The organism is Bradyrhizobium cenepequi, from assembly GCF_020329485.1.
GTDB lineage: Bacteria > Pseudomonadota > Alphaproteobacteria > Rhizobiales > Xanthobacteraceae > Bradyrhizobium > Bradyrhizobium cenepequi.
Window position 1 is genome coordinate 21,739 of sequence record NZ_JAGKJI010000009.1, and the last position, 19,831, is coordinate 41,569.

The window sequence follows — 19,831 nt, forward strand, 5'->3', positions numbered from 1 at the left end:
TTGAGGGCTGATTTTTCATTTTAGTCTTTCCGTGGCTTCGGTAGTTTCTTCAGCGTCTTGATTGTGCGCTTGCGCACGTGCTGCACCATCGCATCAAGAATTGAATGACCTCTATCCAGATCGCCGCCGCCGACTTCCGCGACTTTCTCCGGCGGAATGACCATCTCGCCACTCGCCGCAACAATCGGCACCGGAGCGCCAGGAGATTCGATTCCGCCGCCGTCGGCTTTCGCATAGGGCCTGGTGATCGCCTTGCCGTATGGCTGCGCCTCCGCATACGGCCCCATCTTCAGATGAGACGCGACAGATGCCGCGCCAGCGTGCGAATTGCCTTCGCCCAGGCCCGAGAGGATATCGGCCGGAATAATGTAGGAGCCGGCGGCAACCGAGATATCTTTGTTGTCGGTTCGGCCGCCCGTGGTGCCCGGAATGTATCCGGAGAACACACCGCCGCCGGCCGCCTTCGCGATCCGAAGCGCCTTATCGATCGCGCCGCCGTTCTTCTTGCCAAAGCTGGATTCGGGATGCATTTCGTATTCCCCTGCCGTGCCCGGATAGTGCGATTCACGCACATCGAACACTTCGGAAAAGAACGGCTCTTTCGTGCCGCCGCGCTTGGTTGAATAGCCGACAATCGCGTCATGGCCCGCGCGCCGAGCCGCGCTACCTACCGCAGCCTCTTGCAGCGCATACCGAAGCTGGTTGCCCTTTTGGCTGTTGCTGAAAATGTAATGGGCGTGATCCTCTAATTCCGGAGCGTGCTTTTCGAGGAATTGACGGACCAATTCGATCTTGTCATCTCGCGGCAGATAGTACGCGCCGACCGACCGTTGGACATCCTTCTGCATGTCTTCGAACGCCGGCTTGCCCATCAACTGCTGATAGGCCACTTCCGGGGCCTTGCCGCCCGTCGCACCCTTGACGAACAGCGGCGCCTTGATCGCGGTTTCGCCCTTGATCGGCTGCGTCCCGCCGTAGTTCGTGGCGCCGCGATAGTGCTTCGCGTTCGGCGAGCCTTCCGGCAGATAGAACACACCGCCACGCGTCGACGGCTCCAATTCCTGCTCTGGCACCTGATTCCGCTGCATCGGCAGCACAAGCGAACCGTCCTCAATGCGCGCGCCCGGCGTGCCAGCGACCGCGCGCTGGAATGTCTCCGATTCCGGCAAGCGCGACTCGACGCCCTTGAAGGCCTTCCCGATATTGACGGGCACCACGCCGAGAGCAGTTTCGCCAGCGCCTGAGACGCTCGCGAACGGAGATGCCGCACCCATCATCGTGGTTGCGGCTTCCATCGGCGCCGAAGGGTCATAGGTGCCGCTATCGAGCGAATAGGCAGAGTTTTCGATCGCACGCCGCGGGAGCGTCGCCAGACCAGTCGCCGTGTTTGCGACGAGTCGGCTTCCGATATCTGCCGCGCGATTGCCGATATCGGTACCGGGCCAGGATGGCCCTGCCGAGACCAGAGGCGGCCCCACATCGGGCAAATCATCTACCGAGCCACCATCGGCCCTGCGCTTCTTGCGCGCATCACGGGCCACGCGGAGAGCCGCGGCGACCGCTTGATTCTGCGGATGGCCGGCGGCAATCATCTCACGAATATTTTGTGAGACTACGGCGCGAGATGAGCCTTTCTTTAGCGGCATGTCAGACTCCGTAGAGCGGAATCTTGAACGATTGCCCGGAGACCGTGATCGTTAGAAACGCCTTTGGATTGGGCGGCAGCGGCGGCGCGGAGCCGCCTGTTGCCGTCGTGCTGATGGAAGCACTGGCCTGCGGGAATGCCTGCTCAAGGACCGTCACAAGCCGCGAGAGCACCTGATTTCGGAGAATGTCGGCAGTGGTACCGGCCGCGGTGCCGCCACCAGATTGCGCGCTCGAAGCCGCGCCGCCGAGCGCATTGATAAAATCGTCTGCCATTATCGCCGCCCTGCTTTCGCCGCTCGCACGCGCGGATTGCCCATGCGCCAGAATGAGCCCAGATCGCTCGAAGTGAACGTGAACGAGATTTGCCGGCCGCGAAGGCGCAGGTTGATAAATTCCTGCGCGGCGTTCATCGTGAACGGCCCGAACGTGCGGACGGGCGAGTTCGGATAGGTCACAACGTTGATTATCACCTGCACCGACGCGGTTTGAGGTCCGTTAAAGAGGCCCCATTTCATATCTGGGAACAACCAATCCACGAACGGGAAATCTTGCGCCTCGGAAAGCACGAAATAGCCCGTTGTAAATGTCGAGATCATCGGCGCGCCGTCTGCATCGTTCGAAGTCTCATGCTGGAAGACGACACCACCCGGCGATGCACCAATCGGCTGACCGATGACGCTTTGATCCATCCACGCGGAGCGGCCGAGATTTCCATAGTCCCAGGTGCCATCAGTGACGTTCAGCTTGACGTACTTGTCGTTCTCCCCGGTACCGCCGGATTTCGACGGATAATAGAAAGCGACTTCATCGAATTGACTGTTCGCAGCGGCAACGCACTTCTCTTGGTTCGCCTCATCAAGGTCTTGGAAAACCACGTCCCAGACGGTGCAAGGGATATCCTGCACGCCGTTTCCGGAGAGCACGAAGAACGAGCCCGACGACATCCAATAGGTGTTGCCGCGAAGAGACGTGACCGCATGTGGGCCGATCAGGCCGCACCCGGACGAGAGCTTGTTGAAGCCGAAGACGAAGGGCGGCCCCAGGTATTGCATCGCGTAAACGTCAATATCCGTCCAAATAAGCGATTGCTGCGGACCCTGATAGCCGGCGACAACCTTCGATCCAGTCGGAATGCGGAATGAACCTGCCTGCGTTTCGGCAGTGACTTGCCAGTTCGTGAAGTCTTCCGAGTCGGACCAGCGCACGAGAAGCAAATCCTGCTGTCCGTTCGATAGCGTCGAACCCCACGCGACAAGGATTTGCTCAGGCATCGCCACGAAGATGCCGTTGTTGAATACAGGCCCCGTCGCGACAAGCTCCGCTGTCTGAAAGCCCGTGTTCGGTTCCCAGAAATAGATTGGCCCTCCTTGTGGGTTGGCGAGAATGTCCTCTCCGAAGTTATCGAGCGACCAATCGGCGGCGGAGATCGGCGTGCCGCGTTGCGCTTGCGGAAGCACACCCGTGCCAAAGCCGCCGAGACCAAAGGGGCCGATACCAAAGCCTGCACCAGGAGGTGGAGGCCCAAGCGTGATGAAATACTTCAATTGAACGGTTCCACCGTTCATTGAGAACGTATTTGCCGCGCTCGCCTGAGTCGGCGCGGTGATAACGAATTGGTTCGGATTCAACACATCAATGACGGCAAAAACGCCGTCAATAGTTACGCCGCTGACAGCATCAGTCGTCGGAATCGGAAAATTGAATGTGTCGCCGATCGCAAGACCGTGGCTTGGAAAGTTCACCGTGACGCGTGAGCTATCGACAATCGTTGTGAAAGTCGGAACCACGCCGCCATTTGTTACGGCAGTCGTCGCATTCGCGCCGGCATCAATATTGTAAGTCGAACCACCGCTGGCGAGCGTGATCGGATGCAATCCTGTCAGGACCACCCCACCAAGCGAAACCGGCGTGTTGAAGAAAATCGCGTCATCCGTCGTCACGTTCGCGATGCTGGGATCACTTACCGCGACCATCGAACTGCCTACCGTCGTCGAAAAGGTCGCCGAGGCATTCGGCGCCACCGGCGAGATGAGCGTTTGCGGCGTGATATCCTGCAAAGCGCCGTCAGTAATCACCGCGAGTTCAAGCGTGGTGCCAACGGCCAGATGGTTGCCGCCCCGGAGATCGGACCAACCATGAACAGCGCGCGGGATTCCCGGCAACGGATTCGGAAAGAAGCGCGACCAGCCGCCGAGCTTTTGCGGCAGCCGATCGCGAAACCGGATCAGATCGCACGAAGCAATTGCGGCTTGGTTCAGCGTCGGCGTGAAATCAGCATTCACGCCCGGCACAAGCTTGAGCGAGATTTCGGGCATTTACGCCGCCCGGATCAATCGAATACCGCCAATTGTGGTTGGCTGCATGTTGAGGTGCGCAGCGCCGGCAGTGCCGTTTGTAACAACGGTGATGCCGGCTGTAGCGCCGCCAAGCGCGCCCACACCTTCAACGAGGCCGGTACCTTGAGGGGTGATAAAGCCACCCGGACCAGCAAGACCACTAAACGCACTGGCAGGCGGCGCCGTCTGGAACAAGACGCGGCCTGGTACCGTGGTCACGGTAACGCCGACACCGCCACCCGTTGACACGATGGTTGGAATGTTGCCGGTGGCAAGTCCAACAACGTCAGCACCGCCGACCGAGAATAACGCGTCGCCATTCACGCTGCCGTTTCGGCCGCTGGCAATTCGACCCGTTCCTTGGTTCAGATAAGCCGGCGAGACGCCGCGAAAATCTGGCAAAGTCGGGCCGATCATGGCCGCGAGAATCGGGCAAGAAGCTGGGACTGGCGAGCCGTCGCAGTTCAGCCAATATGACCGCGTGTTCGCAGCATACCAGCGCGGAATCGCCGTCTGTGCCAAATCTAGATATGTGCCAATCCCAGGGAGATCGACAAATCGAACATGCGTGCCGTCACAGTAGATGGTCATGACGGCGCCGTATATGACGCTGACGATTTCGCCGACGCCGGCCGCGCGGATTTGCGTGACGGGCTGTCCGGCCGCGCCAGGGAAAAGCCCGATCGCATCCACGACGTACCGCCCAGGAAGCGGCAGCGTAATAATCTGATCGGCCACCGGAGCGCCAGTGAGGCGAAGAACAGCGTTGCTTGCCTGAAACGGGCCAGCGGCCGGAGCCGCAGCGCCGGGCGGAGCGGAAAGTGTGAGCGAGCCCGCTACCGCGATGTTGGCAACGCCACCCAAATATCCGTCGATGATTCCGGAATTGCCGTTTACCGGAATGTCCCACGTGCCAGGGTCAGCACCGCGCGCCGGGGTTTCGAGGATGATATTTCCAGTGGGCACAACTCACCTGCCGAAGCTAGTGCGTCCCCACGCGAGTCAGGATTTATCAACCCGGCGTTTCGGTCCCGTTACCGAGTCGGAGTAGCCGCAGGAGTCGGCGAGAGCGACGCCCAGGCGCCCGCAGCGTATCGCTTGCGTTGCTCCTCGATATTCACCGCGGCGGACAGCGTCTTGTATTGCGACTCCCAGGACTGCGCCATTTGCGGGTTATCGCTCTGCGAGCCGAAGTTCTGTTGCCAGCCGGTCATAAAAACCATCGTGGCCGCAAACCAGACTTGCGGGAGAAAGTTCGTCAGGAAGGTGGAAGTGTTCACCGTAGGATCGAGCGGAGCCGGGCGCACCGTGCCGACCACTTCGAGCAAATACTGCTGATCGGGCCACGCCGGCCCCACGATGATATTTTGGTCCGTAATCATCGCGTAGTTCGTCGGGACGCCGATGAAAGTGTTATCGCCGCCGACGGCATCGAGATAATCGCGCGAGGCCGGAACAAGCTGATTCCGCTTGCCGCTGCTCGCGTTTTGCGCGCTCGCTGGCGTAATCAGGTTGATGCCGTTCACCACGACGAAGCGGCCGCCCTGCGTCGGCAGCGCGAAATCGCGCTGAGCCGCCGCAATGTGCGTCGCGGTGCGGACCACCGTCGAGAGCAAATCCAACTCGGAATAGATGCGCTGTTCGGCGTAATCGATGCACGAAGGCAGTTGCGCCTGAAAATCCGGGTTTGCCGGATCATCGACGATCATTTCAGCCAATGCAGCAACCCAAGTGTCGTATGTGTAGCTCATTCTCGACTCTGTGATTTCAGTCCAATTGATTTCCTACGACTCATTGTCGTAAAGGCCTCCCCGCCCAATGGGCAGAGTTTGGAAGTGGAGGCGGGTGACATGGCCCGACTTGTCGAAGCATTCTTTTTTCTGCTCGCGATCATAGGCACGACAGCGCTAATTTATTTCCACAACCCAGCGCCCCGCGTTTGCTCCGGTCCTGTCGACGAGATTTTCGCTGACTGCGTTCACCCTCACCCGCCGAAGCCACTCATATGAACTTCGATCACGACGACGAGAGCGACTGCAAAGTATCGATCCTCCGTTTTGTGATCGGCTTCAGCTTTGTGATCGGCCTTGTTTTTGTCCTGACATCAGTGGTCGCGTCGATCTTCGAATGGATATTGAGCTACCTGCTCTAGATTCATCGAACGCCGTGCGGATTCGCCGGATCAGGAAGCGGCCCATCCTCCTCCGCTTCCCAATTTCCGACAGGTTCGGCGATGAATTGATGCACCATCGGGCCTTGCGCAAACGATGGGATATTTGTCGGCGTAGACGGCCCTACGAAGCCCGGCGGCATCGCGGCCGCGGCAGGAATGAACGTCTGCGCTACTGGCGTGGTGACATCTTCCTGCGAGAATGGTTCGGGGAACGGCCGGTAAACCGGCATCGGATCAGGCGGGATAATGATCGTTTTGAGTTGCTGTTGCGGCTTGTCGTAACACGTGCGCGTGCAGACGTAGAGTTCCTGATTTTGAAGCTGGACTCCCGCCCACTCGAATTGCGGGACAAGTTCGGCCCGATTGTACCAAAATCCGCAACGCTGGCAGACGCCAATCGCTTCCGGCTTCCGAGCGCTTACCCGAGCCCGGCCCGATGGATGCCACGGCCCGCTCATTGGTTGTTCACGTAGTTGTAGAGTTGTGGGACAATGAACATGGGCACATTTTCCGTGTCCTGCGTTGCCGCCACGTGCCACGCCTCCGCCGCGTCCTGCTTGCGGGCCGCTTCAAGTTCGGGCTTCCAGATACGCGAAAGACGGTGCGCCAGTTCGGCCACCATGCAGTCAAGGAAGCGGTAAGGCACTTCCGGAATCTCGCCGCCAGGAAGGTTTGCGTCCTGAATTTGCCTCGCGCGGTAGTAGTTCAGCACATACGCATTGGATGCGTCGGGAGCCTGCCAGAGCGTGATTGTCGGGTTGATGAGCCTATCGAACCAGAACACCGTGGGCACGGCCTGCGCCATCTTATTGGGATAGGAGGCGTATTCCGTCCGCGAGATCGGGAAGATAAGCCGATCGCCTTCCGGCTGCCCGACGAACGAAATGTAAGCGTCAAGAATTTGAATCGTGGACGGGTCAACGTCGTAAGTCACCTGTCCCTGAATGAGGGGCACGGACACGAGATCGACCGTCCATAGGTTCGGCTGCAAGTTCGAGAACTTGGACAGCATCAGGTTGGTTTCGACTCGCGCGTCTTCCATGTGTTCGGCGAGCAGAGCCGTTCGCCGAATCTGGATTCGCGAATAAGCGGATACGGCAAGGCCGGCGTTCGACAGGCTGAATGTCGTGATGCCGCTCGTTGGCATGATGGCCTCAGTGATACGTCCACGCGAACGCGGTGCCGTCTTCCGACGCGCATGCAACAAAGCGCGTCGCCGGCCCCGTCGTGGTTCCTACGGCCGCGCCAAACCCGGCATTAGCCGTAGTCTGTCCATTGTTGACCGTCGCGATTTTGCCGGCGTCAGCCGTAGCCGCGCACGTCCCCAAGTTTGCTATGGTTGTCGGAGACAACTGAATAATGCCACCGTTAGCAGAGGTGGCATTAAGAATGGTGACGACTCCGGCGCCCTTCGGCACAAGCCTTATCGAAGAATCAGGCCTTGTGCTGCCGGCTGTAATAGCCACCGGGTTCGCAGCGTTGCCGCCAGCAAGAATAAGGGTGCTGTTGTTGGTAGGGCCAGAGGTGGGATTGATGTTCACCGTGCCGTTCGTCGTGAAAGCGCCCGTATGCGTCCAAGCGCCGGAACCACTATTCGATGTGATGGCGCCGGCCGCAGCCGGGACGGTAAGCCCGGCACCATGCACCGCCGCAACCGTCGGATTCGGATAGGTGCCTGCGAGATCGCCGCCGGCAGTGCCGGAGGGCGGACCGCCACCGCCGCCACCGCCACCGCCGCTGCTACCACCACCGCCAGCCGGCGGGAAGATTTGCGCGGATGCCGGCGCGATCGTCAGAGCGACCGCGACCGCGAGAGAGACGAAGAAACGACGCATCATGGCATCAGCCCTCAAGCACCGCCACGCTCGACGGATTGATCGAGCAGACCCAGATTGGATTCGACGGAATGAAATCATCCTGCCAGAGGAAAAAACCGCCCTGCCCGCCCGCGGTGCCGCCAGGGGCCAAGATGATGCCAGTCTCCGGCGTGACGGATGAATCGAACCCGACCACGATGTTATCGCCGCCGATATTCTGAATGAGCAGGTAATTCCGCAGGCTATTACCCGGAACGGCCTGCACTGCCGGCGCCGCGGCCACGGTCGGTACTACCGTGAGCCTCAGTTCACCATTTGCCATGTGGCACCTTACTGTTGGGCCGGCGCGGCCGGCGCGGGCGGAGCAACAACGATCGGGGCCGGCTTGTTCAGCACGGCAATGTCGTTCTTCAGCGCAGCGATTTTCGCCTCGACAGCGGCAACGGCCGCCTTGATATCGTTCTCCGCCGCCGTCACGAGGTATTTGTGGCCCTTGAACCACGAAACGACCTTGCGGCCGACATTGACGAAGAAGTTCTTGAAGTGCCAGACCAACGCGCCGCCTACGAGGCCGCCGATCCAAAAGCCGATGTTAGCGGCGAACATATCTGCGGGGTCGAACATGATTACGAGCCTTTCTTGCAGTGGCCGAAACGAGCGCAAAAACGATCGTACCAGCGGGGGGTTTCGAGCTTGTTGACGGTGACCGGCGAGCCGTTCGGCGTGATCGCCGTCGGAGCGGGCTTTGCCGGGCTCGCGACGGGCGCGGGAGCGCGTTTCGCCGCTACTGGCGCTTTCACTACCGGCTTGACGGCATGAACCTTGCGGACGCTCTTAACGACCGGAGCGGGCGCGACGAAGTGCGAGGCCTGCGCGGTCGGCATGAATGACGGGCGCTGACCAGCGCAGCCGGCGAGCGAGAGGGCAGCGAGCCCCACGACAACGAGATGTTTCATTTTCCTCATTCCCTTGCGAAAAGGGCCGCTCGAAAGCGGCCCCGATCACTTCCCTATGTCGGGATACTTTCCATGGACTTTCGCGGTTACGCTTCGGTGTTCTGCTTCGGAGTTGCCGCCGAGGAGAACGGGGATTTGTCGGAGCCGACGCGGCCACCGCTGGCCTTGCGCGGACGTTTGTCGCCGCGTGCCTTGGCCTTCTTGCCTTCCGGCTTCTCAACTTCCTTCCAGACCCGGCCGCCGTGCTTCTTCTCCATCGCCTCTTTGGCGACGTTCGAACCGCCACCGGCGTAGACTTCGCCGCCGCCGGCCTTCTTCATCTTGTGTCGTGCGCGAGACATCGTGTGTCCCTTTCCTTGATTACGGGGCCAGCATGCCCGCGGTGCGAAGCGCCGCGAGCAGGTTGTTGAAATCCGCTTGTGTCGGCGTGTCGCCGATGTTGGCAAACGTCGCCATCTGCTTGACGCCGCCGATCGTCGCCGTGGTTGCCGCGGCCAGGGGACCGACGGGAGTCGGATTGGTCGGATCGCCCGTCGTGAAACCCTGATCGGCATGCAGCGGGGTATCGGCGACGCGTGTGTGTACCGGTTCAGCCATCGCTTAGCTCGTTGGGTTGGAGCCGTAGAGCGAGCGTGGCTCGTTGTACGAGTAGCTGTTGCGCTGGTAGCCCTTGACCAGGAGGTTATCCGTCGAGAACTCAACCATCATGTCGGTCTCGTAGGGCACGCGGTTCATGTAGACGAGACCGTCCTGGTTCGTCTGCAAGAACCAAGCGAACTGCGAAGTCAGGTAGTTCCAGACCAGATAGCCGTCCGGAATGCCGCCCTGAGTCGACAGGATGGCGTTGACATCGTTGTTCGCGGTGCCAGGCCGGAGCTCGGTCTTGAGCAGACGGATGGCCGTCGGTTCAAGCTGCGGCGGGATAATCAGCCGGCGAGCCTTCGCGTTCATGCGCTGGTTGGCGTTGTCGCGGAAGTTCGCGTTGATGGCAACCTGACCGTTGAGCAGCGAGGTCTCGTTCAGCGACGCGGCTGGAGTCGCGAGGTTCGAGAACGAGCCACCGTCGACCGGGTGAGCGGCCGAAAGCAACGGCTGACCGTCGCCACCAATCGCCGGGTTGAACACGGTCGCGCTGTTGAACACGTCCGCGGCAAACGCCTCGTTGGTACGGTCGAAGGCCTCGTTGAGGCCCATGACGGCCGGGCCGAACTCCGCCTTGTACAGGTTGTCATCGATCGCCTTGCGGGTGATCGCGAACAGCACAGCCAGTTCAAGGTGAGTCTGGTTGTACGTGAACATCTGCCGCATGGCGTTGTCGGCAGAGGTGGTGCCACCTTCCTGCTTCACGAACGCCTGCGCCAGATAGCGCATGCTGGTTGTCTGTTCGAGCGCCATGTTGGACTGACGCTCGCGGAAAATCTGCTTACGGACAGCCGGAAGCTGATCGTACTTGCCGGTGACGGCCCACAGGCCGGGCAGAAGCAAGTTGCGGATTGCGCCTAATGCGACGGGCATGGTCTATTCCTTTCCTATCGCTTAGGCGACGCCAGCGAGTTGCTTGCGGGCCCAATTGTTGGGCGCGACAACCACGAAGTTGTTGGGAGCCGAGTCGTCGATCGCCTGTTCGGAAGGCGAGACATAATCCGTCAGAAGGCCGACGACACGGAAGCCGGCACTTGCCAGCGCCGCGCCATCAAGGGCAACGCCGTTGGTGCTGTCTCCGGTAAACACGTTCGGGGCATTGACATCCGCGAGGTTTGCGCCCGATCCGACATGAGCATCAGTTGCCGGGCCACCGACCACCTGCGCCACAAAAAGCTGATCCGAATCATCGACGATATGCGCGATGACATCGGTACCAGGAACGATTGTGTTGTCGCCACCCGGCCAGAACGGCGAGAAAACCAGCTTGCCCACAGCCGCCGAAACGTATTCGCAGCTATAGAAGACGCCCGCGAGACCCTGCGCGGGAGCCGCGCCAGCCGGAGCCATGACGATGCCGCCGGTCGCGCCATCGGTCACAACCGGGTCGCCGCGACCAATCGGAGTCGCGAAGTTGGCAGAGGCAGCGAAGATTTTGCGAGTGGTGAGGCCAGCGGTCGGAGAGCCGCCATCCTGACGGCCGAACTGCTGGAAGCCGTTCGGAGCGAGAACGTTGGGCACGATTGGAGTGTCCTTTTGCCATCTCCACTTCGCGACCCTCGCGAATTAGAGCGAAAAGAACACCAGCGCGGTGCCCAATTAGAATGTCTAAACCGTCATAGATGGGAATAATGAATAAGAAGCAAATGGCGGCGGGGCATAACTCCCGCGTATGACGGCGCATTATCTGCGTACGGGCCGTGATCCTGACTCTGATCCACGCCAACCGATGAAACTGTACCGGTTATTCGGTCGGAACGTCAATCGGCGCTTCAATCGTTCGATTGAATACGTTCTTGGAGACCGCCGTCGGATGATTGGCCTCGAAGCCCGAGGACAGGCCAGGAATGCCGGCACCGCCCTTAATCATCTTCTCTTGCGCCTTCAGCGAGGCAACGCGCGCCGCGTTCTGTTCGGCCTTGGCTTCGAGCGTCAAATCCATCGGCCGCCACATGAGGACAAGGCCGGCGTGACGCACTTCGCCGCGGACGCCCTTGCGCAGGTACATGCCATCGAAAGCGCCGTCGAACATATCAGTCGTGACGGGCTCCCAGGCGTTGATTTCGTATTCCTGCCGCATCGCGGGTTCGTCTTTGTTTAGCACCTGATCCACAACCCACTGCAAATCCGCATCGTAATTCTCGCGAATGCGGGCAATGAGATCGGCCGGGAGATCAAGCGCCGAACTCTGCGCCTGATTCTTCCGGAGGCGCGTCTTGCCGTGGTGCGGCTTGGCGACACCATCGCCGGCGGGCGCATCCACGCCCTTGGCGGGCTTCCGAATTGCTGTACGTGCCATGTTGGTTCCTTACTGCTGTACGAAGTATTTTTCCGGATTGGCCTTCTTATCGGCCTCCATCCGCTTGACCTGCCGGGCGAACTCGACATCGGTCACGCCGAGCCGGCGCGCCATGTCGCGTTGTTCCGGATCAAGCTCGACAAGGCTCGAATTGCGCTTGCCATCGCCGTTCGGCTCTCGCCGGCTGACAGGAGGTGACACGTTGACATCCCTTTCGTCGTCATGGCCCGCATCGGCTTCCTTGAGGCCGGTCGCGCGCTCGATATGGTCGAAATAGGCTTGTGAACCGCGCACAAGACCGTTCAGCATTGCGCCCTGATAGGCCGTTTCCAATTTGCGATTGAAATCGGCATCGCCGAACGCCTTTTCGTTCCGCAGCATCCAATCCTTTTCCGCCTGCATCAGGCCGGGATTCGCATGGACGCTTTCGGAGAACGTCACCTGCCGCGGTGCAGCCGGCGCCGGAGCGGGCTTGCGCTCCGCAATCTCTGCCGCGCCGCCTTCGAGCGCCAGGACTTGAGCCGACGCACGGCCAATCTTGGCCTGCGCGTCCGCCATCGCCGCATAGTCGCCAGCCTCGCCGGCGCGGACGAGATCGGCTTTCGCCGCCGCGAGATCGGACTGAGCCGCCGCCAGACCGCCGGTCACGACGTCCTTTTCGAGCGACTCGGCGCGCGCACGGGCGGCGTCAGCCTCCATGCGGCGCTGTGCAGCCTCACGCTCTGCCCGAGCGGCACGCTCGCCTTCGGCCCTCTGCGCGGCCAGGGCAGCGTCAAGCTGTTCCTGCAAGCGCTTCGAGCCGTCATCCGTTTCCGGAGCGGCTTTCTTGCCCTTGTCGGAAGGCACATCGACGTCGGCCGCAATGTGCGTCATGCCTTCGGGCAGCTCGATCAATACGGGCTGATCCAGCGGAACAGCGCCGATTTCTTCGTCAGTCTTCAATGCGCGGAGCGCCATGTCACATTCTCCTCTTAGCCGCGATGGGTAACCACGCTGGGGTCGGCAACGACCATGTCCAGCAAGGAATCCTCGACCATGCGGCAGTCGACGCCTCGAATCTGGACGCGCCGAGCATCGCCCGGACGAAACACCACCCATTCGCCCGGCTTCACGTCCTGACCGTGGAAATCGGTATTGGCGTCATCCTTGAAGGCGGTCTTGCCCTTCTTCAGGACAAGTCCGACGGTCCCCTGCCAGATCGACTCCTTGATCGTGGAATCCGACAGGATAATGCCGCCGGCAGTCTTGCGCGGCTCGATATAGATCGCGACCAAGACCTTGTTGTGCAGAACCTCGACGTTCGACAGATCGCCGACCGAGGCGAGAATTTCCGCCCGCTGATCTTCCGCGCCGGCAAGCCGGTCAATTGTTGCTGTAGCTGTACGCATTGCCTCACTCACTCTTTCATCACGTCTTCCAAGCATTCCGCCAGGATGGTACGCACATCGGCAATCGCTCTGCGATATCCGACTCTGCGCTGGTATTGGCCCCAATCGGTAAGATTGCCTGCCGCCATCCCTTCCACGGTCTTATCATCGAGAGCGTCAACCTTGGCCTTGACGCTCGCGGCCAACTTCGTATCCAGAACTTTCGCGCTCATTTCCGCCCCGTTATATTTTCGACAAGCCAGTGCTTTGCCATCTCGCATTGAATGATCGGATCATTCCGACCTTCGATGTCGCCCCAGCCGAACAGTAGCGGATAACCATCCGCCTGCGGGATCAGCAAAATCGCGCTGCTTACCTTGCCAAACTCGCCGGCTTCAACCTGATCGGCCATCCGTCGCAGCATGCCAGGGATATCAGTCAGAGCCGGCCCGCCATCCCTGATAGGGACAATGTTGCTCATTCCCGCCCCGCAAATAAATTCCGCGCCCAATTCTTGCAGCGCCAGGAATGCAGCGTCATGAACTCGCGTGCGTTCTGCTTCCGCTTGGCGGCCTTCTTCGGCGCTTTCGGATCAATCTCGCGGAGCGTCTTGACCATCACGCCAGATTGCGCGCCGATCGCTCCGGCTACGAGCGCGGCCGCATCATGCAGCCCGCCGATCGCGTCGATAATCTGCGCGTCAGCCTTCGCCCGTTCATGCTCGCGCGCCCGCTGCGTCAGGTATTGCGGCCGCTCCATCAAGGCTTGGCCGCCGTATTCGAGCCACACCGAGTTGTCGCTCACGGATTCGGGATGGCGCTCGCGAGGTACGCGCCGCCATCCCGACTTTTCGAACTTCGCCACCTCGCTGAAACTCGCATCGCCGAGCAGAGCGGTGGTGACGAGCTGGTAATCCATCCCGTCAGGGACGCTATCCAGGGTAATCATCGCCTCTCCCTTCGATGATTATTTCTTTTTGGCGTTGGCGCCGTACTCGCGACCCTTTTCGAGTCGGCCCTCGCCCGAACCCGCGCCGGCATCCATCGACGGATAGGCCTTGACGCGGCCGCCGTTGGCGAAACCCTTCTTGTTGCTCATCTGCTGCCGCACTTCGGCGGAGCGACGCTGCGCCTCGCCGACATATCGCTGACCCTTCATTTACTTTGGCCCTTTCGTCGCCGGGGAATAAGCACGCGGCTTTGCCATCGTGCGTTCGAGCGGTACCGAGCCCTTCGGCTCGCCCCGCAAGATCAGATCGGAATCCCTGACGGCCGGATCGACCTTGATCGTTTCCGTCGGGAACATGGAATTGAACAGAGCGCGGTCTTGCGCTTCATCTGCATGCTTTGCCATTTACTTTGCTGCCTTCTTTGCCGGCTTTGCGGCGGGTTGCGGTGCGGGCTTTGGTGCCAGGGCGGCATTGTGTGCCGCCATGTCCTTGGCCCTATCGTGAGCCACGGCAGCGGCTTCCTGAGCCCTTTGGTGCGCTGCTGTGTCTTGCTGCATCTTATGGGCATGGGCTTGATGGGCCGTTTCCATATCGTGCGCCTGATCGTGCGCCTGCGCCGCCGTGTCGCCGGCAATCTTCACGTTCGCCGCGCGCTCCGCCGCATCCAACTCGGAAGCGTGGATTGCGACCGTGGACGCCAGCCGGAGCCGTTCCTGCGATTCCTCGATTTGCGCAATCCGGAGATCGTTCGCGCGATCGGCTTCCTTGTCGGCCAATTCGGCATGCTTGAGCGTCATCTGCGCTTGCGTGGCCTGACCCTTGGCCGCAGCGTCTATCTGCGCTTTCTGTTGCTTGTGCGAGATATCGGCCATCTTGGCTTGGACATCGGCCGCCTTGTTCGGATCGATTTGCGGCTGTTGCGGCTGACCGAGCGTCGGCGATAGCGTCGCCTCGACGCCGGTAATCCCCATCTCCTCCGAGTACTTGAGGAGAGCCTTTTTCGGATCGAACGCCTGCGGAGCGGACGTAACCATGCCCTTGTAGGCTTCCGCCTTCGCCATGCGGTGCATCTTGGTCGGATTGTTCGGATCAGACACGGGCGATAGCTCGTATTCTTCGAGCGCCTGTAGGAATTGATCCTTTTGCCACTGCATCGCCGGCTTGCGGTTGAAGCGCCAGAACGCTTCCGGGTCCTCACGGAACCGCTCTTTCAACAACTCGAACTCGCGCGCCTGCGACGCATGCAGCCGCTTGTTGACGGCGCCGACCGGCTTGCTCGCCTGCTCAATCAGCGCCAGCGTGGTACCGACCGGAGCATCCGCGCGCCCTTCCGCGACCGCCGTTTGAGCGGTACCGCCGAGCCGCTGGCCCAATTCCTCGACATGCTGCACGAACGCCGTGAACGCCGCGTCGGGCGATTTGTACGGCAGCGGCATAACCGCCTGCCGGATATCGTCGACAGACGCATCCAGGCCCACGCCAGAGCCCGGAGCCACGCGGAATTGGTTCGTCAATTGCCGGGCCGCACCCTTGAGGTACAGGAAGCCCGGGAAATTGGCGAACATGCCGGCATCAATGAACTCGCGCCACAGCGCCGTGAGGGCTTTCGTCGTATTGCCCAGGAGATGCAATAAGCCGATGCAATAAAACCCGAATGCGCGCATATACGGGAAATCGACAAACCATTCCTTGGCTTGGCACTGCTCATCATCTTCCCGCCAATTGCGCCTGATTTCCAGCACTTGGCGAGTCCAACGCTCAATCGAGACCTTATACGGGAGCGGAACGCCCTTGCCCTTGAATTGCTTTGGCGCGTATTCGTCCAAATCCAATTCACAATAACATTCGAATACCTCGTAATCCAAATCGCGAGGATCGGTCTGAATTTGAACGCCCGAGATTTCAGCCTTCGTTTGGTCAACCTGATTTGGCTGATCGGATTGCTGCGTCGGCTCGCCGAGCTTGATATCCCGATACGCGCCAGCGATTTGCATGCGGCGCATGGTCGATTTGGACATCTTTTGACGATGCGTGATGCGGCCAGCGTCGGCGAGATCGCTGACGTTCTTCGAGACGATGAAATCCTCGATATCGATCGAACGCGAAAGCGGCCGGCGCTTCAGCGGATCATGATAGACCTTCTTCACGCCGAGCCCGCCAAAGCCGACCTTGAAGAACATTTGATCCGAGTCAGGCACCCAGCCTTTATCCACCACCGTCAAATAGTGGTTGAAGTCTTTTTCGAACGCGTCCGCCAGTTCGTCGCGCTCCTCTTCTTCATCCGGCAAGACCGGCGGAGGAACGGGCATAGGAGGCGGAGCGCCAGCGCCAGGAGGCCCGGCGGGAGCCGCGCCGGGAGGCGGAGCACCCGGAGGCCCAGCCATCGGCGGAGCGCCAGGAGCGGCTTGCGGAGGCGGCTGCATCCCGCCGGCAGCGGGAGGAGGCGGGGGACTGCCGGCGGGAGCACCAACGCCCGGTGACGGTGGGGACGGCACACCGGGCGAAGCAAACGGATTGAGCCCACCATCCAAGGCCGGCCCGTTATTGTGCCCCATCATCTCCGCCAGCATTTCGGCTTGCGCCTGCTTCGGAGTGCGGGGCTTGTCGTCGCGAATCTTGACCGGGCCAGCGGCCGGGAGCAATTCACCGAGCGCGTTCGCTTGAAATAGCTGGCAAGCTTCGAGCAACAGCGGATGGCGAACGGTCGACATGCCGGTGAGAGGCGCGGACGACTCAACAGCCGTTGCCGTCGCAGTCTCGATCACCAGGCCGAGAAGCTTGATGCCTTCGGCGAGCATTTCCAAATGCTCAGAACGCGATTGATCGTCTCTCTCAATTCCTTCAAGCAATCCGGTCGCAATCTTATTCAATTCGCCATCGGGAATTGACTCGGCCAAATTCGAATTGAATTTATCGGCCTTCGGCTTATTCGAATCCGAGCCGCCCGATAGGTCGATCACCACCGACCCGTCGGGCTGTTCCGAGACCTTCGCGCCATCTTGAAACGACACGCCGCCGCCATTCTCGCCGCCGAGGTCGACAGTGAGAGCGGGAGGCAGCGCATTCTTGTCGTCATCCCGTCGATTGAACGCAATGACGGACGGCGCGAAGGGATTTGCCATTACTTCAGCTTTCGGAACCGCGAAACGAGCCGCTGCAAGCCGATGCCCACAGCGACACAGAGCAGATAGAGCGAGACCAGCACCACAGCGTCAGTCATCTTTCATCTTCCTGCCCGTGCTGATCGTGTTCATGTTGAACAGGAGCAACAGAGCCCAGAACCCGTAACAAGTGCGCGTTGCAATCGCGACGCCGACCACAATCAACGCGATTATCATGAGCGTGATTATGTTTTCGATAACGAGCCACTTCACAACGCCAGCATTCATTTTCGCCTCACTGGTTTCGATCCGAAGAATTGTCGGAAATTCGCCCCGCGCGTAACCAGCAACAGATGCTCATTGTGGCGCATCATCGCCCGCGCCTGACGCTGTTGCATTTCCCCTACCGTTTCCTCTTGCCGAGCCGGCGGCTCATCGCCGAAGAACTTCGCCAGCTTGCGCGAAACATCTTCCTCCGGATGAAGCGCGGACAATTCATGACGGTCCGCGACTTCCGCAACGAGTTGCAGGGAAACGCCATCCGTCGCCGGATTGTAGACAAGGCCTGCATGCTTCACGCGCAGCCCGCGCACATGCTGCCCAACCATCGCCTTAACAACAGGGTTGAGATCGCGAGAGAGATCGGAACACCGGTTCATGTCCAATCCTCAGCCGCTTCCGCGATCTTGCTCAGCTTCTCCCCGATTTCTTCGAGCCGAGCGTTAATCGCTTCCATCGTTGCGACCGCCAATTCCAGGCCGTCGGCAATCCGCTTCATCGCCGCCGCCTGCGCGAACGCGAACACAAGCGCGGCTTCCTCACCGTTCAGCCTGTTCATGGGCGGGACAGCTTCGAGCCGCTGAAAGTCGAAATTCAAGTCAGCCATTTGCCTTCTCCTCTTTCACCTCGACAGCGGCGAACCGCGGCCACGAATACGAAGGGCAGGCACATTGCGCCTGCCGTTCCCCGTTCTTGAGCGTCACGATTTCCGGATAGGCTCCGCAGTGACGACAGCGGAAAGCCTTCACCGCCGGCTTCATCCCGCGCGCTCCAAATCGGATTGCTGCGCCTGTTCGGCCTTGCCGGCGTATCCCATCGCGATCAATGCGCGGGCGACCAGATGCCAGACGTGAACGGAGAGGCGCGGATAGTCCCTGACCTCGCCGCTCCGCTGCACGACTCGCCTATCGAACGCTTCCTTATCGCGGCCGCGCAGCGTCGAGACCGAATAATTGCCCTTCGTCGCGGTACCGCCGATGTTGCAGATATGCGCCCGAGCGAGTTCGGTTATACGGCCCGTGATCGCGCTATGGAGTTCAACCCGAACAACGATCATTCCGGCACCACCTGCTTTTTGGTGCGCTTCTTCCCCTTCGGCCATCCGGGCTTGCGCTTTTCCTGCGCTTGCGGGGCTTCAGGAGCGGCCGGCGTTTCGGCAGGCACATCGACAGGAGCAGCCGGCGCTGACGCGCTGGGAGCCTCCGCATAACTCGCAACAGACCACGCCGCGCCGATGATCTTGAGCCGGTCAAGGTGCGCCGTCAGAGCAACCCGATTGGCCGCCGTGAGCACATCGGTACCGCTGACGAAGTGAACCATTTCCTGTATGTTTTGCAGGAACAGCGCGCGCCATTCGGTTCGCGAGATCGCGAAGGTATTCGGCTTGTCGTTCATCGCACGTCACCGGAGCACGAGGGAGTTTGCCCGGATCGTGAGCCAGCGTAGCCAGGAGACGGACCGCCGACAGCCGCCGCGGCAGCGCGATCGACCGGACCGCCAGCGGCATAGTTCAGCCCGCGTTCTGCGGTACCGCCCACGCTCTGACGGTTCAGAGCTTCCAGAATGTCGCTCATCGAAGCGTCAATGCGCTTCACGCTTTCACCGATCGCAGGGAACGGTACCGGCCCCGATGGCGGAGCCGGACGAACAGCCGGCGGCGGAGCGGCAGTGAACGCGAACCGCGCCGCCCGCATCGAGTTGCCGAAGCACTTCACGCAAAGGTCAACCGGACCAAAGACCGTCGGCGCTTCTCCCTCCGCCTTCACAGTGCAGGTAACGTTTTCCTTGTGGCCGTCGCCCTCTTCCAGCGTCTTGAAACAATGGTCGCACGTGATGACCAGCTTACGCATGCCCGGCCCCATTCTGTGCGAGGAGTTTCTGCGCCAGCGTGAGCAGATCGGCGAGCGCAATCCCCTGATTTGGAATGACCTGCATCGCCCGATCATCCCACTGTTGCAGCATGAACCGGTCTTTCTTGCAGGTGACAGCCAGCGGCTTTCCGATATGCTGCGAGCACCACGCCGCGATAGCCATTCGAGCGGCCGGCGCTTCCACCTCATCCGCAACGCGCGCCGTGAATATGCGAACGTCCTTGCCCATCGCGAGCCAGATTTTGACGCGATCGACCATCGGCTGAATCGGCTCCCCGATATGGTCGACGCCGCGCCAATGGTCATAGAATGCAAGCGTGCCGTCGAGATCGACCGCATACCAACCTTGCGACTCGGCAGACTTCCGACCCGCCGAAATGAGGGAATCTACCAT

Annotated in this window: 33 protein-coding genes; 1 reads left to right on the top strand and 32 read right to left on the bottom strand. The window is 60.6% G+C overall.

Annotated features, from left to right (window positions below):
* Nucleotides 1-20: 20 nt before the first annotated feature.
* The 5 genes from J6497_RS12735 to J6497_RS12755 all read right to left on the bottom strand — a co-directional run bounded on the left by J6497_RS12735 (nt 21) and on the right by J6497_RS12755 (nt 5,734).
* A complete protein-coding gene (locus J6497_RS12735; protein WP_225704612.1) occupies nt 21-1,646 on the bottom strand; it encodes a hypothetical protein in 1,626 nt (541 codons plus the stop codon).
* A gap of 1 nt (nt 1,647) precedes the next feature.
* Nucleotides 1,648-1,920, bottom strand: coding sequence for a hypothetical protein (locus tag J6497_RS12740; RefSeq protein ID WP_225704613.1), 273 nt, complete (start codon nt 1,918-1,920; stop codon nt 1,648-1,650).
* A complete protein-coding gene (locus J6497_RS12745) occupies nt 1,920-3,962 on the bottom strand; it encodes a hypothetical protein (RefSeq protein WP_225704614.1) in 2,043 nt (680 codons plus the stop codon). Before J6497_RS12745 ends, J6497_RS12740 begins: the two co-directional genes overlap by 1 nt.
* Nucleotides 3,963-4,949 carry a hypothetical protein gene (locus J6497_RS12750; RefSeq protein WP_225704615.1) on the bottom strand — a complete coding sequence of 329 codons (987 nt, stop codon included), beginning with the start codon at nt 4,947-4,949 and terminating at the stop codon, nt 3,963-3,965.
* Between the two features lie 68 nt (nt 4,950-5,017).
* Nucleotides 5,018-5,734, bottom strand: coding sequence for a phage adaptor protein (locus J6497_RS12755; RefSeq protein ID WP_446479925.1), 717 nt, complete (start codon nt 5,732-5,734; stop codon nt 5,018-5,020).
* A gap of 254 nt (nt 5,735-5,988) precedes the next feature.
* On the opposite strand from J6497_RS12755, the gene J6497_RS12760 reads away from it, so the two are divergent.
* A complete protein-coding gene (locus J6497_RS12760) occupies nt 5,989-6,135 on the top strand; it encodes a hypothetical protein (RefSeq protein WP_225704617.1) in 147 nt (48 codons plus the stop codon).
* 2 nt (nt 6,136-6,137) lie between these two features.
* Here the strand turns inward: J6497_RS12760 and J6497_RS12765 are convergent, their stop codons facing one another.
* From J6497_RS12765 to J6497_RS12895, 27 genes are all read right to left on the bottom strand, one after another.
* Complete coding sequence (locus tag J6497_RS12765; protein WP_225704618.1) at nt 6,138-6,614, bottom strand: hypothetical protein; 477 nt, start codon at nt 6,612-6,614, stop codon at nt 6,138-6,140.
* The gene (locus J6497_RS12770; protein WP_225704619.1) at nt 6,611-7,303 is read right to left on the bottom strand and encodes a phage adaptor protein; all 693 of its coding nucleotides are present in this window, start codon (nt 7,301-7,303) and stop codon (nt 6,611-6,613) included. Before J6497_RS12770 ends, J6497_RS12765 begins: the two co-directional genes overlap by 4 nt.
* Before the next feature lie 7 nt (nt 7,304-7,310).
* Complete coding sequence (locus J6497_RS12775; protein ID WP_225704620.1) at nt 7,311-7,994, bottom strand: hypothetical protein; 684 nt, start codon at nt 7,992-7,994, stop codon at nt 7,311-7,313.
* A 4-nt stretch (nt 7,995-7,998) separates the two neighbouring features.
* Entirely contained in the window at nt 7,999-8,256 is a 258-nt protein-coding gene (locus J6497_RS12780) for a hypothetical protein (RefSeq protein WP_225704621.1), read from the bottom strand.
* 47 nt (nt 8,257-8,303) lie between these two features.
* Nucleotides 8,304-8,597, bottom strand: coding sequence for a hypothetical protein (locus J6497_RS12785; protein WP_225704622.1), 294 nt, complete (start codon nt 8,595-8,597; stop codon nt 8,304-8,306).
* A gap of 2 nt (nt 8,598-8,599) precedes the next feature.
* Entirely contained in the window at nt 8,600-8,929 is a 330-nt protein-coding gene (locus J6497_RS12790) for a putative periplasmic lipoprotein (RefSeq protein WP_225704623.1), read from the bottom strand.
* 86 nt (nt 8,930-9,015) lie between these two features.
* Nucleotides 9,016-9,270, bottom strand: coding sequence for a hypothetical protein (locus J6497_RS12795; RefSeq protein WP_225704624.1), 255 nt, complete (start codon nt 9,268-9,270; stop codon nt 9,016-9,018).
* Nucleotides 9,271-9,289: 19 nt separating this feature from the next.
* On the bottom strand, nt 9,290-9,526 hold the full coding sequence (locus J6497_RS12800) for a head fiber protein (RefSeq protein WP_225704625.1): 237 nt from the start codon (nt 9,524-9,526) through the stop codon (nt 9,290-9,292).
* A 3-nt stretch (nt 9,527-9,529) separates the two neighbouring features.
* Nucleotides 9,530-10,414, bottom strand: coding sequence for a phage major capsid protein (locus J6497_RS12805; RefSeq protein ID WP_225704626.1), 885 nt, complete (start codon nt 10,412-10,414; stop codon nt 9,530-9,532).
* A 51-nt stretch (nt 10,415-10,465) separates the two neighbouring features.
* Nucleotides 10,466-11,092 (bottom strand): hypothetical protein, encoded by a 627-nt coding sequence (locus J6497_RS12810; RefSeq protein WP_225704627.1) that lies wholly within the window; start codon nt 11,090-11,092, stop codon nt 10,466-10,468.
* A gap of 223 nt (nt 11,093-11,315) precedes the next feature.
* On the bottom strand, nt 11,316-11,870 hold the full coding sequence (locus J6497_RS12815; RefSeq protein WP_225704628.1) for a hypothetical protein: 555 nt from the start codon (nt 11,868-11,870) through the stop codon (nt 11,316-11,318).
* A gap of 9 nt (nt 11,871-11,879) precedes the next feature.
* Nucleotides 11,880-12,827, bottom strand: a complete 948-nt coding sequence (locus tag J6497_RS12820) for a hypothetical protein (RefSeq protein WP_225704629.1) — start codon at nt 12,825-12,827, stop codon at nt 11,880-11,882.
* A gap of 14 nt (nt 12,828-12,841) precedes the next feature.
* Nucleotides 12,842-13,258 carry a co-chaperone GroES family protein gene (locus J6497_RS12825; RefSeq protein WP_225704630.1) on the bottom strand — a complete coding sequence of 139 codons (417 nt, stop codon included), beginning with the start codon at nt 13,256-13,258 and terminating at the stop codon, nt 12,842-12,844.
* Nucleotides 13,259-13,266: 8 nt separating this feature from the next.
* On the bottom strand, nt 13,267-13,470 hold the full coding sequence (locus J6497_RS12830; RefSeq protein WP_225704631.1) for a hypothetical protein: 204 nt from the start codon (nt 13,468-13,470) through the stop codon (nt 13,267-13,269).
* Entirely contained in the window at nt 13,467-13,718 is a 252-nt protein-coding gene (locus J6497_RS12835; RefSeq protein ID WP_225704632.1) for a hypothetical protein, read from the bottom strand. Before J6497_RS12835 ends, J6497_RS12830 begins: the two co-directional genes overlap by 4 nt.
* Nucleotides 13,715-14,185, bottom strand: a complete 471-nt coding sequence (locus J6497_RS12840; protein ID WP_225704633.1) for a hypothetical protein — start codon at nt 14,183-14,185, stop codon at nt 13,715-13,717. The genes J6497_RS12835 and J6497_RS12840 overlap by 4 nt, the downstream gene beginning before the upstream one ends.
* A gap of 18 nt (nt 14,186-14,203) precedes the next feature.
* On the bottom strand, nt 14,204-14,395 hold the full coding sequence (locus tag J6497_RS12845) for a hypothetical protein (RefSeq protein ID WP_225704634.1): 192 nt from the start codon (nt 14,393-14,395) through the stop codon (nt 14,204-14,206).
* Nucleotides 14,396-14,590 (bottom strand): hypothetical protein, encoded by a 195-nt coding sequence (locus J6497_RS12850; protein WP_225704635.1) that lies wholly within the window; start codon nt 14,588-14,590, stop codon nt 14,396-14,398. It lies immediately after the preceding gene.
* Nucleotides 14,591-17,149: a portal protein gene (locus J6497_RS12855; RefSeq protein ID WP_225704636.1), complete on the bottom strand. Its 2,559-nt coding sequence runs from the start codon at nt 17,147-17,149 to the stop codon at nt 14,591-14,593.
* A gap of 249 nt (nt 17,150-17,398) precedes the next feature.
* A complete protein-coding gene (locus J6497_RS12860) occupies nt 17,399-17,575 on the bottom strand; it encodes a hypothetical protein (protein WP_225704637.1) in 177 nt (58 codons plus the stop codon).
* On the bottom strand, nt 17,572-17,952 hold the full coding sequence (locus tag J6497_RS12865) for a hypothetical protein (RefSeq protein ID WP_225704638.1): 381 nt from the start codon (nt 17,950-17,952) through the stop codon (nt 17,572-17,574). The genes J6497_RS12860 and J6497_RS12865 overlap by 4 nt, the downstream gene beginning before the upstream one ends.
* Nucleotides 17,943-18,173, bottom strand: coding sequence for a hypothetical protein (locus J6497_RS12870; RefSeq protein WP_225704639.1), 231 nt, complete (start codon nt 18,171-18,173; stop codon nt 17,943-17,945). Before J6497_RS12870 ends, J6497_RS12865 begins: the two co-directional genes overlap by 10 nt.
* The gene (locus J6497_RS12875) at nt 18,166-18,327 is read right to left on the bottom strand and encodes a hypothetical protein (RefSeq protein WP_225704640.1); all 162 of its coding nucleotides are present in this window, start codon (nt 18,325-18,327) and stop codon (nt 18,166-18,168) included. The genes J6497_RS12870 and J6497_RS12875 overlap by 8 nt, the downstream gene beginning before the upstream one ends.
* Nucleotides 18,324-18,623, bottom strand: a complete 300-nt coding sequence (locus tag J6497_RS12880; RefSeq protein WP_225704641.1) for a hypothetical protein — start codon at nt 18,621-18,623, stop codon at nt 18,324-18,326. Before J6497_RS12880 ends, J6497_RS12875 begins: the two co-directional genes overlap by 4 nt.
* Nucleotides 18,620-18,961, bottom strand: a complete 342-nt coding sequence (locus J6497_RS12885) for a hypothetical protein (RefSeq protein WP_225704642.1) — start codon at nt 18,959-18,961, stop codon at nt 18,620-18,622. Before J6497_RS12885 ends, J6497_RS12880 begins: the two co-directional genes overlap by 4 nt.
* A complete protein-coding gene (locus J6497_RS12890) occupies nt 18,958-19,416 on the bottom strand; it encodes a hypothetical protein (RefSeq protein WP_225704643.1) in 459 nt (152 codons plus the stop codon). The genes J6497_RS12885 and J6497_RS12890 overlap by 4 nt, the downstream gene beginning before the upstream one ends.
* Complete coding sequence (locus J6497_RS12895) at nt 19,409-19,831, bottom strand: hypothetical protein (RefSeq protein ID WP_225704644.1); 423 nt, start codon at nt 19,829-19,831, stop codon at nt 19,409-19,411. The genes J6497_RS12890 and J6497_RS12895 overlap by 8 nt, the downstream gene beginning before the upstream one ends.

What these genes read in the sequence shown, in the direction of transcription:
- J6497_RS12735 (WP_225704612.1), bottom strand. Translation starts at nt 1,646, where the DNA reads ATGCCGCTAAAGAAAGGCTCATCTCGCGCCGTAGTCTCACAAAATATT.
- J6497_RS12740 (WP_225704613.1), bottom strand. Translation starts at nt 1,920, where the DNA reads ATGGCAGACGATTTTATCAATGCGCTCGGCGGCGCGGCTTCGAGCGCG.
- J6497_RS12745 (WP_225704614.1), bottom strand. Translation starts at nt 3,962, where the DNA reads ATGCCCGAAATCTCGCTCAAGCTTGTGCCGGGCGTGAATGCTGATTTC.
- J6497_RS12755 (WP_446479925.1), bottom strand. Translation starts at nt 5,734, where the DNA reads ATGAGCTACACATACGACACTTGGGTTGCTGCATTGGCTGAAATGATC.
- J6497_RS12760 (WP_225704617.1), top strand. Translation starts at nt 5,989, where the DNA reads ATGAACTTCGATCACGACGACGAGAGCGACTGCAAAGTATCGATCCTC.
- J6497_RS12765 (WP_225704618.1), bottom strand. Translation starts at nt 6,614, where the DNA reads ATGAGCGGGCCGTGGCATCCATCGGGCCGGGCTCGGGTAAGCGCTCGG.
- J6497_RS12770 (WP_225704619.1), bottom strand. Translation starts at nt 7,303, where the DNA reads ATGCCAACGAGCGGCATCACGACATTCAGCCTGTCGAACGCCGGCCTT.
- J6497_RS12775 (WP_225704620.1), bottom strand. Translation starts at nt 7,994, where the DNA reads ATGATGCGTCGTTTCTTCGTCTCTCTCGCGGTCGCGGTCGCTCTGACG.
- J6497_RS12785 (WP_225704622.1), bottom strand. Translation starts at nt 8,597, where the DNA reads ATGTTCGACCCCGCAGATATGTTCGCCGCTAACATCGGCTTTTGGATC.
- J6497_RS12790 (WP_225704623.1), bottom strand. Translation starts at nt 8,929, where the DNA reads ATGAAACATCTCGTTGTCGTGGGGCTCGCTGCCCTCTCGCTCGCCGGC.
- J6497_RS12795 (WP_225704624.1), bottom strand. Translation starts at nt 9,270, where the DNA reads ATGTCTCGCGCACGACACAAGATGAAGAAGGCCGGCGGCGGCGAAGTC.
- J6497_RS12800 (WP_225704625.1), bottom strand. Translation starts at nt 9,526, where the DNA reads ATGGCTGAACCGGTACACACACGCGTCGCCGATACCCCGCTGCATGCC.
- J6497_RS12815 (WP_225704628.1), bottom strand. Translation starts at nt 11,870, where the DNA reads ATGGCACGTACAGCAATTCGGAAGCCCGCCAAGGGCGTGGATGCGCCC.
- J6497_RS12820 (WP_225704629.1), bottom strand. Translation starts at nt 12,827, where the DNA reads ATGGCGCTCCGCGCATTGAAGACTGACGAAGAAATCGGCGCTGTTCCG.
- J6497_RS12825 (WP_225704630.1), bottom strand. Translation starts at nt 13,258, where the DNA reads ATGCGTACAGCTACAGCAACAATTGACCGGCTTGCCGGCGCGGAAGAT.
- J6497_RS12830 (WP_225704631.1), bottom strand. Translation starts at nt 13,470, where the DNA reads ATGAGCGCGAAAGTTCTGGATACGAAGTTGGCCGCGAGCGTCAAGGCC.
- J6497_RS12835 (WP_225704632.1), bottom strand. Translation starts at nt 13,718, where the DNA reads ATGAGCAACATTGTCCCTATCAGGGATGGCGGGCCGGCTCTGACTGAT.
- J6497_RS12840 (WP_225704633.1), bottom strand. Translation starts at nt 14,185, where the DNA reads ATGATTACCCTGGATAGCGTCCCTGACGGGATGGATTACCAGCTCGTC.
- J6497_RS12845 (WP_225704634.1), bottom strand. Translation starts at nt 14,395, where the DNA reads ATGAAGGGTCAGCGATATGTCGGCGAGGCGCAGCGTCGCTCCGCCGAA.
- J6497_RS12850 (WP_225704635.1), bottom strand. Translation starts at nt 14,590, where the DNA reads ATGGCAAAGCATGCAGATGAAGCGCAAGACCGCGCTCTGTTCAATTCC.
- J6497_RS12860 (WP_225704637.1), bottom strand. Translation starts at nt 17,575, where the DNA reads ATGAATGCTGGCGTTGTGAAGTGGCTCGTTATCGAAAACATAATCACG.
- J6497_RS12870 (WP_225704639.1), bottom strand. Translation starts at nt 18,173, where the DNA reads ATGGCTGACTTGAATTTCGACTTTCAGCGGCTCGAAGCTGTCCCGCCC.
- J6497_RS12875 (WP_225704640.1), bottom strand. Translation starts at nt 18,327, where the DNA reads ATGAAGCCGGCGGTGAAGGCTTTCCGCTGTCGTCACTGCGGAGCCTAT.
- J6497_RS12880 (WP_225704641.1), bottom strand. Translation starts at nt 18,623, where the DNA reads ATGATCGTTGTTCGGGTTGAACTCCATAGCGCGATCACGGGCCGTATA.
- J6497_RS12885 (WP_225704642.1), bottom strand. Translation starts at nt 18,961, where the DNA reads ATGAACGACAAGCCGAATACCTTCGCGATCTCGCGAACCGAATGGCGC.
- J6497_RS12890 (WP_225704643.1), bottom strand. Translation starts at nt 19,416, where the DNA reads ATGCGTAAGCTGGTCATCACGTGCGACCATTGTTTCAAGACGCTGGAA.
- J6497_RS12895 (WP_225704644.1), bottom strand. Translation starts at nt 19,831, where the DNA reads ATGGTAGATTCCCTCATTTCGGCGGGTCGGAAGTCTGCCGAGTCGCAA.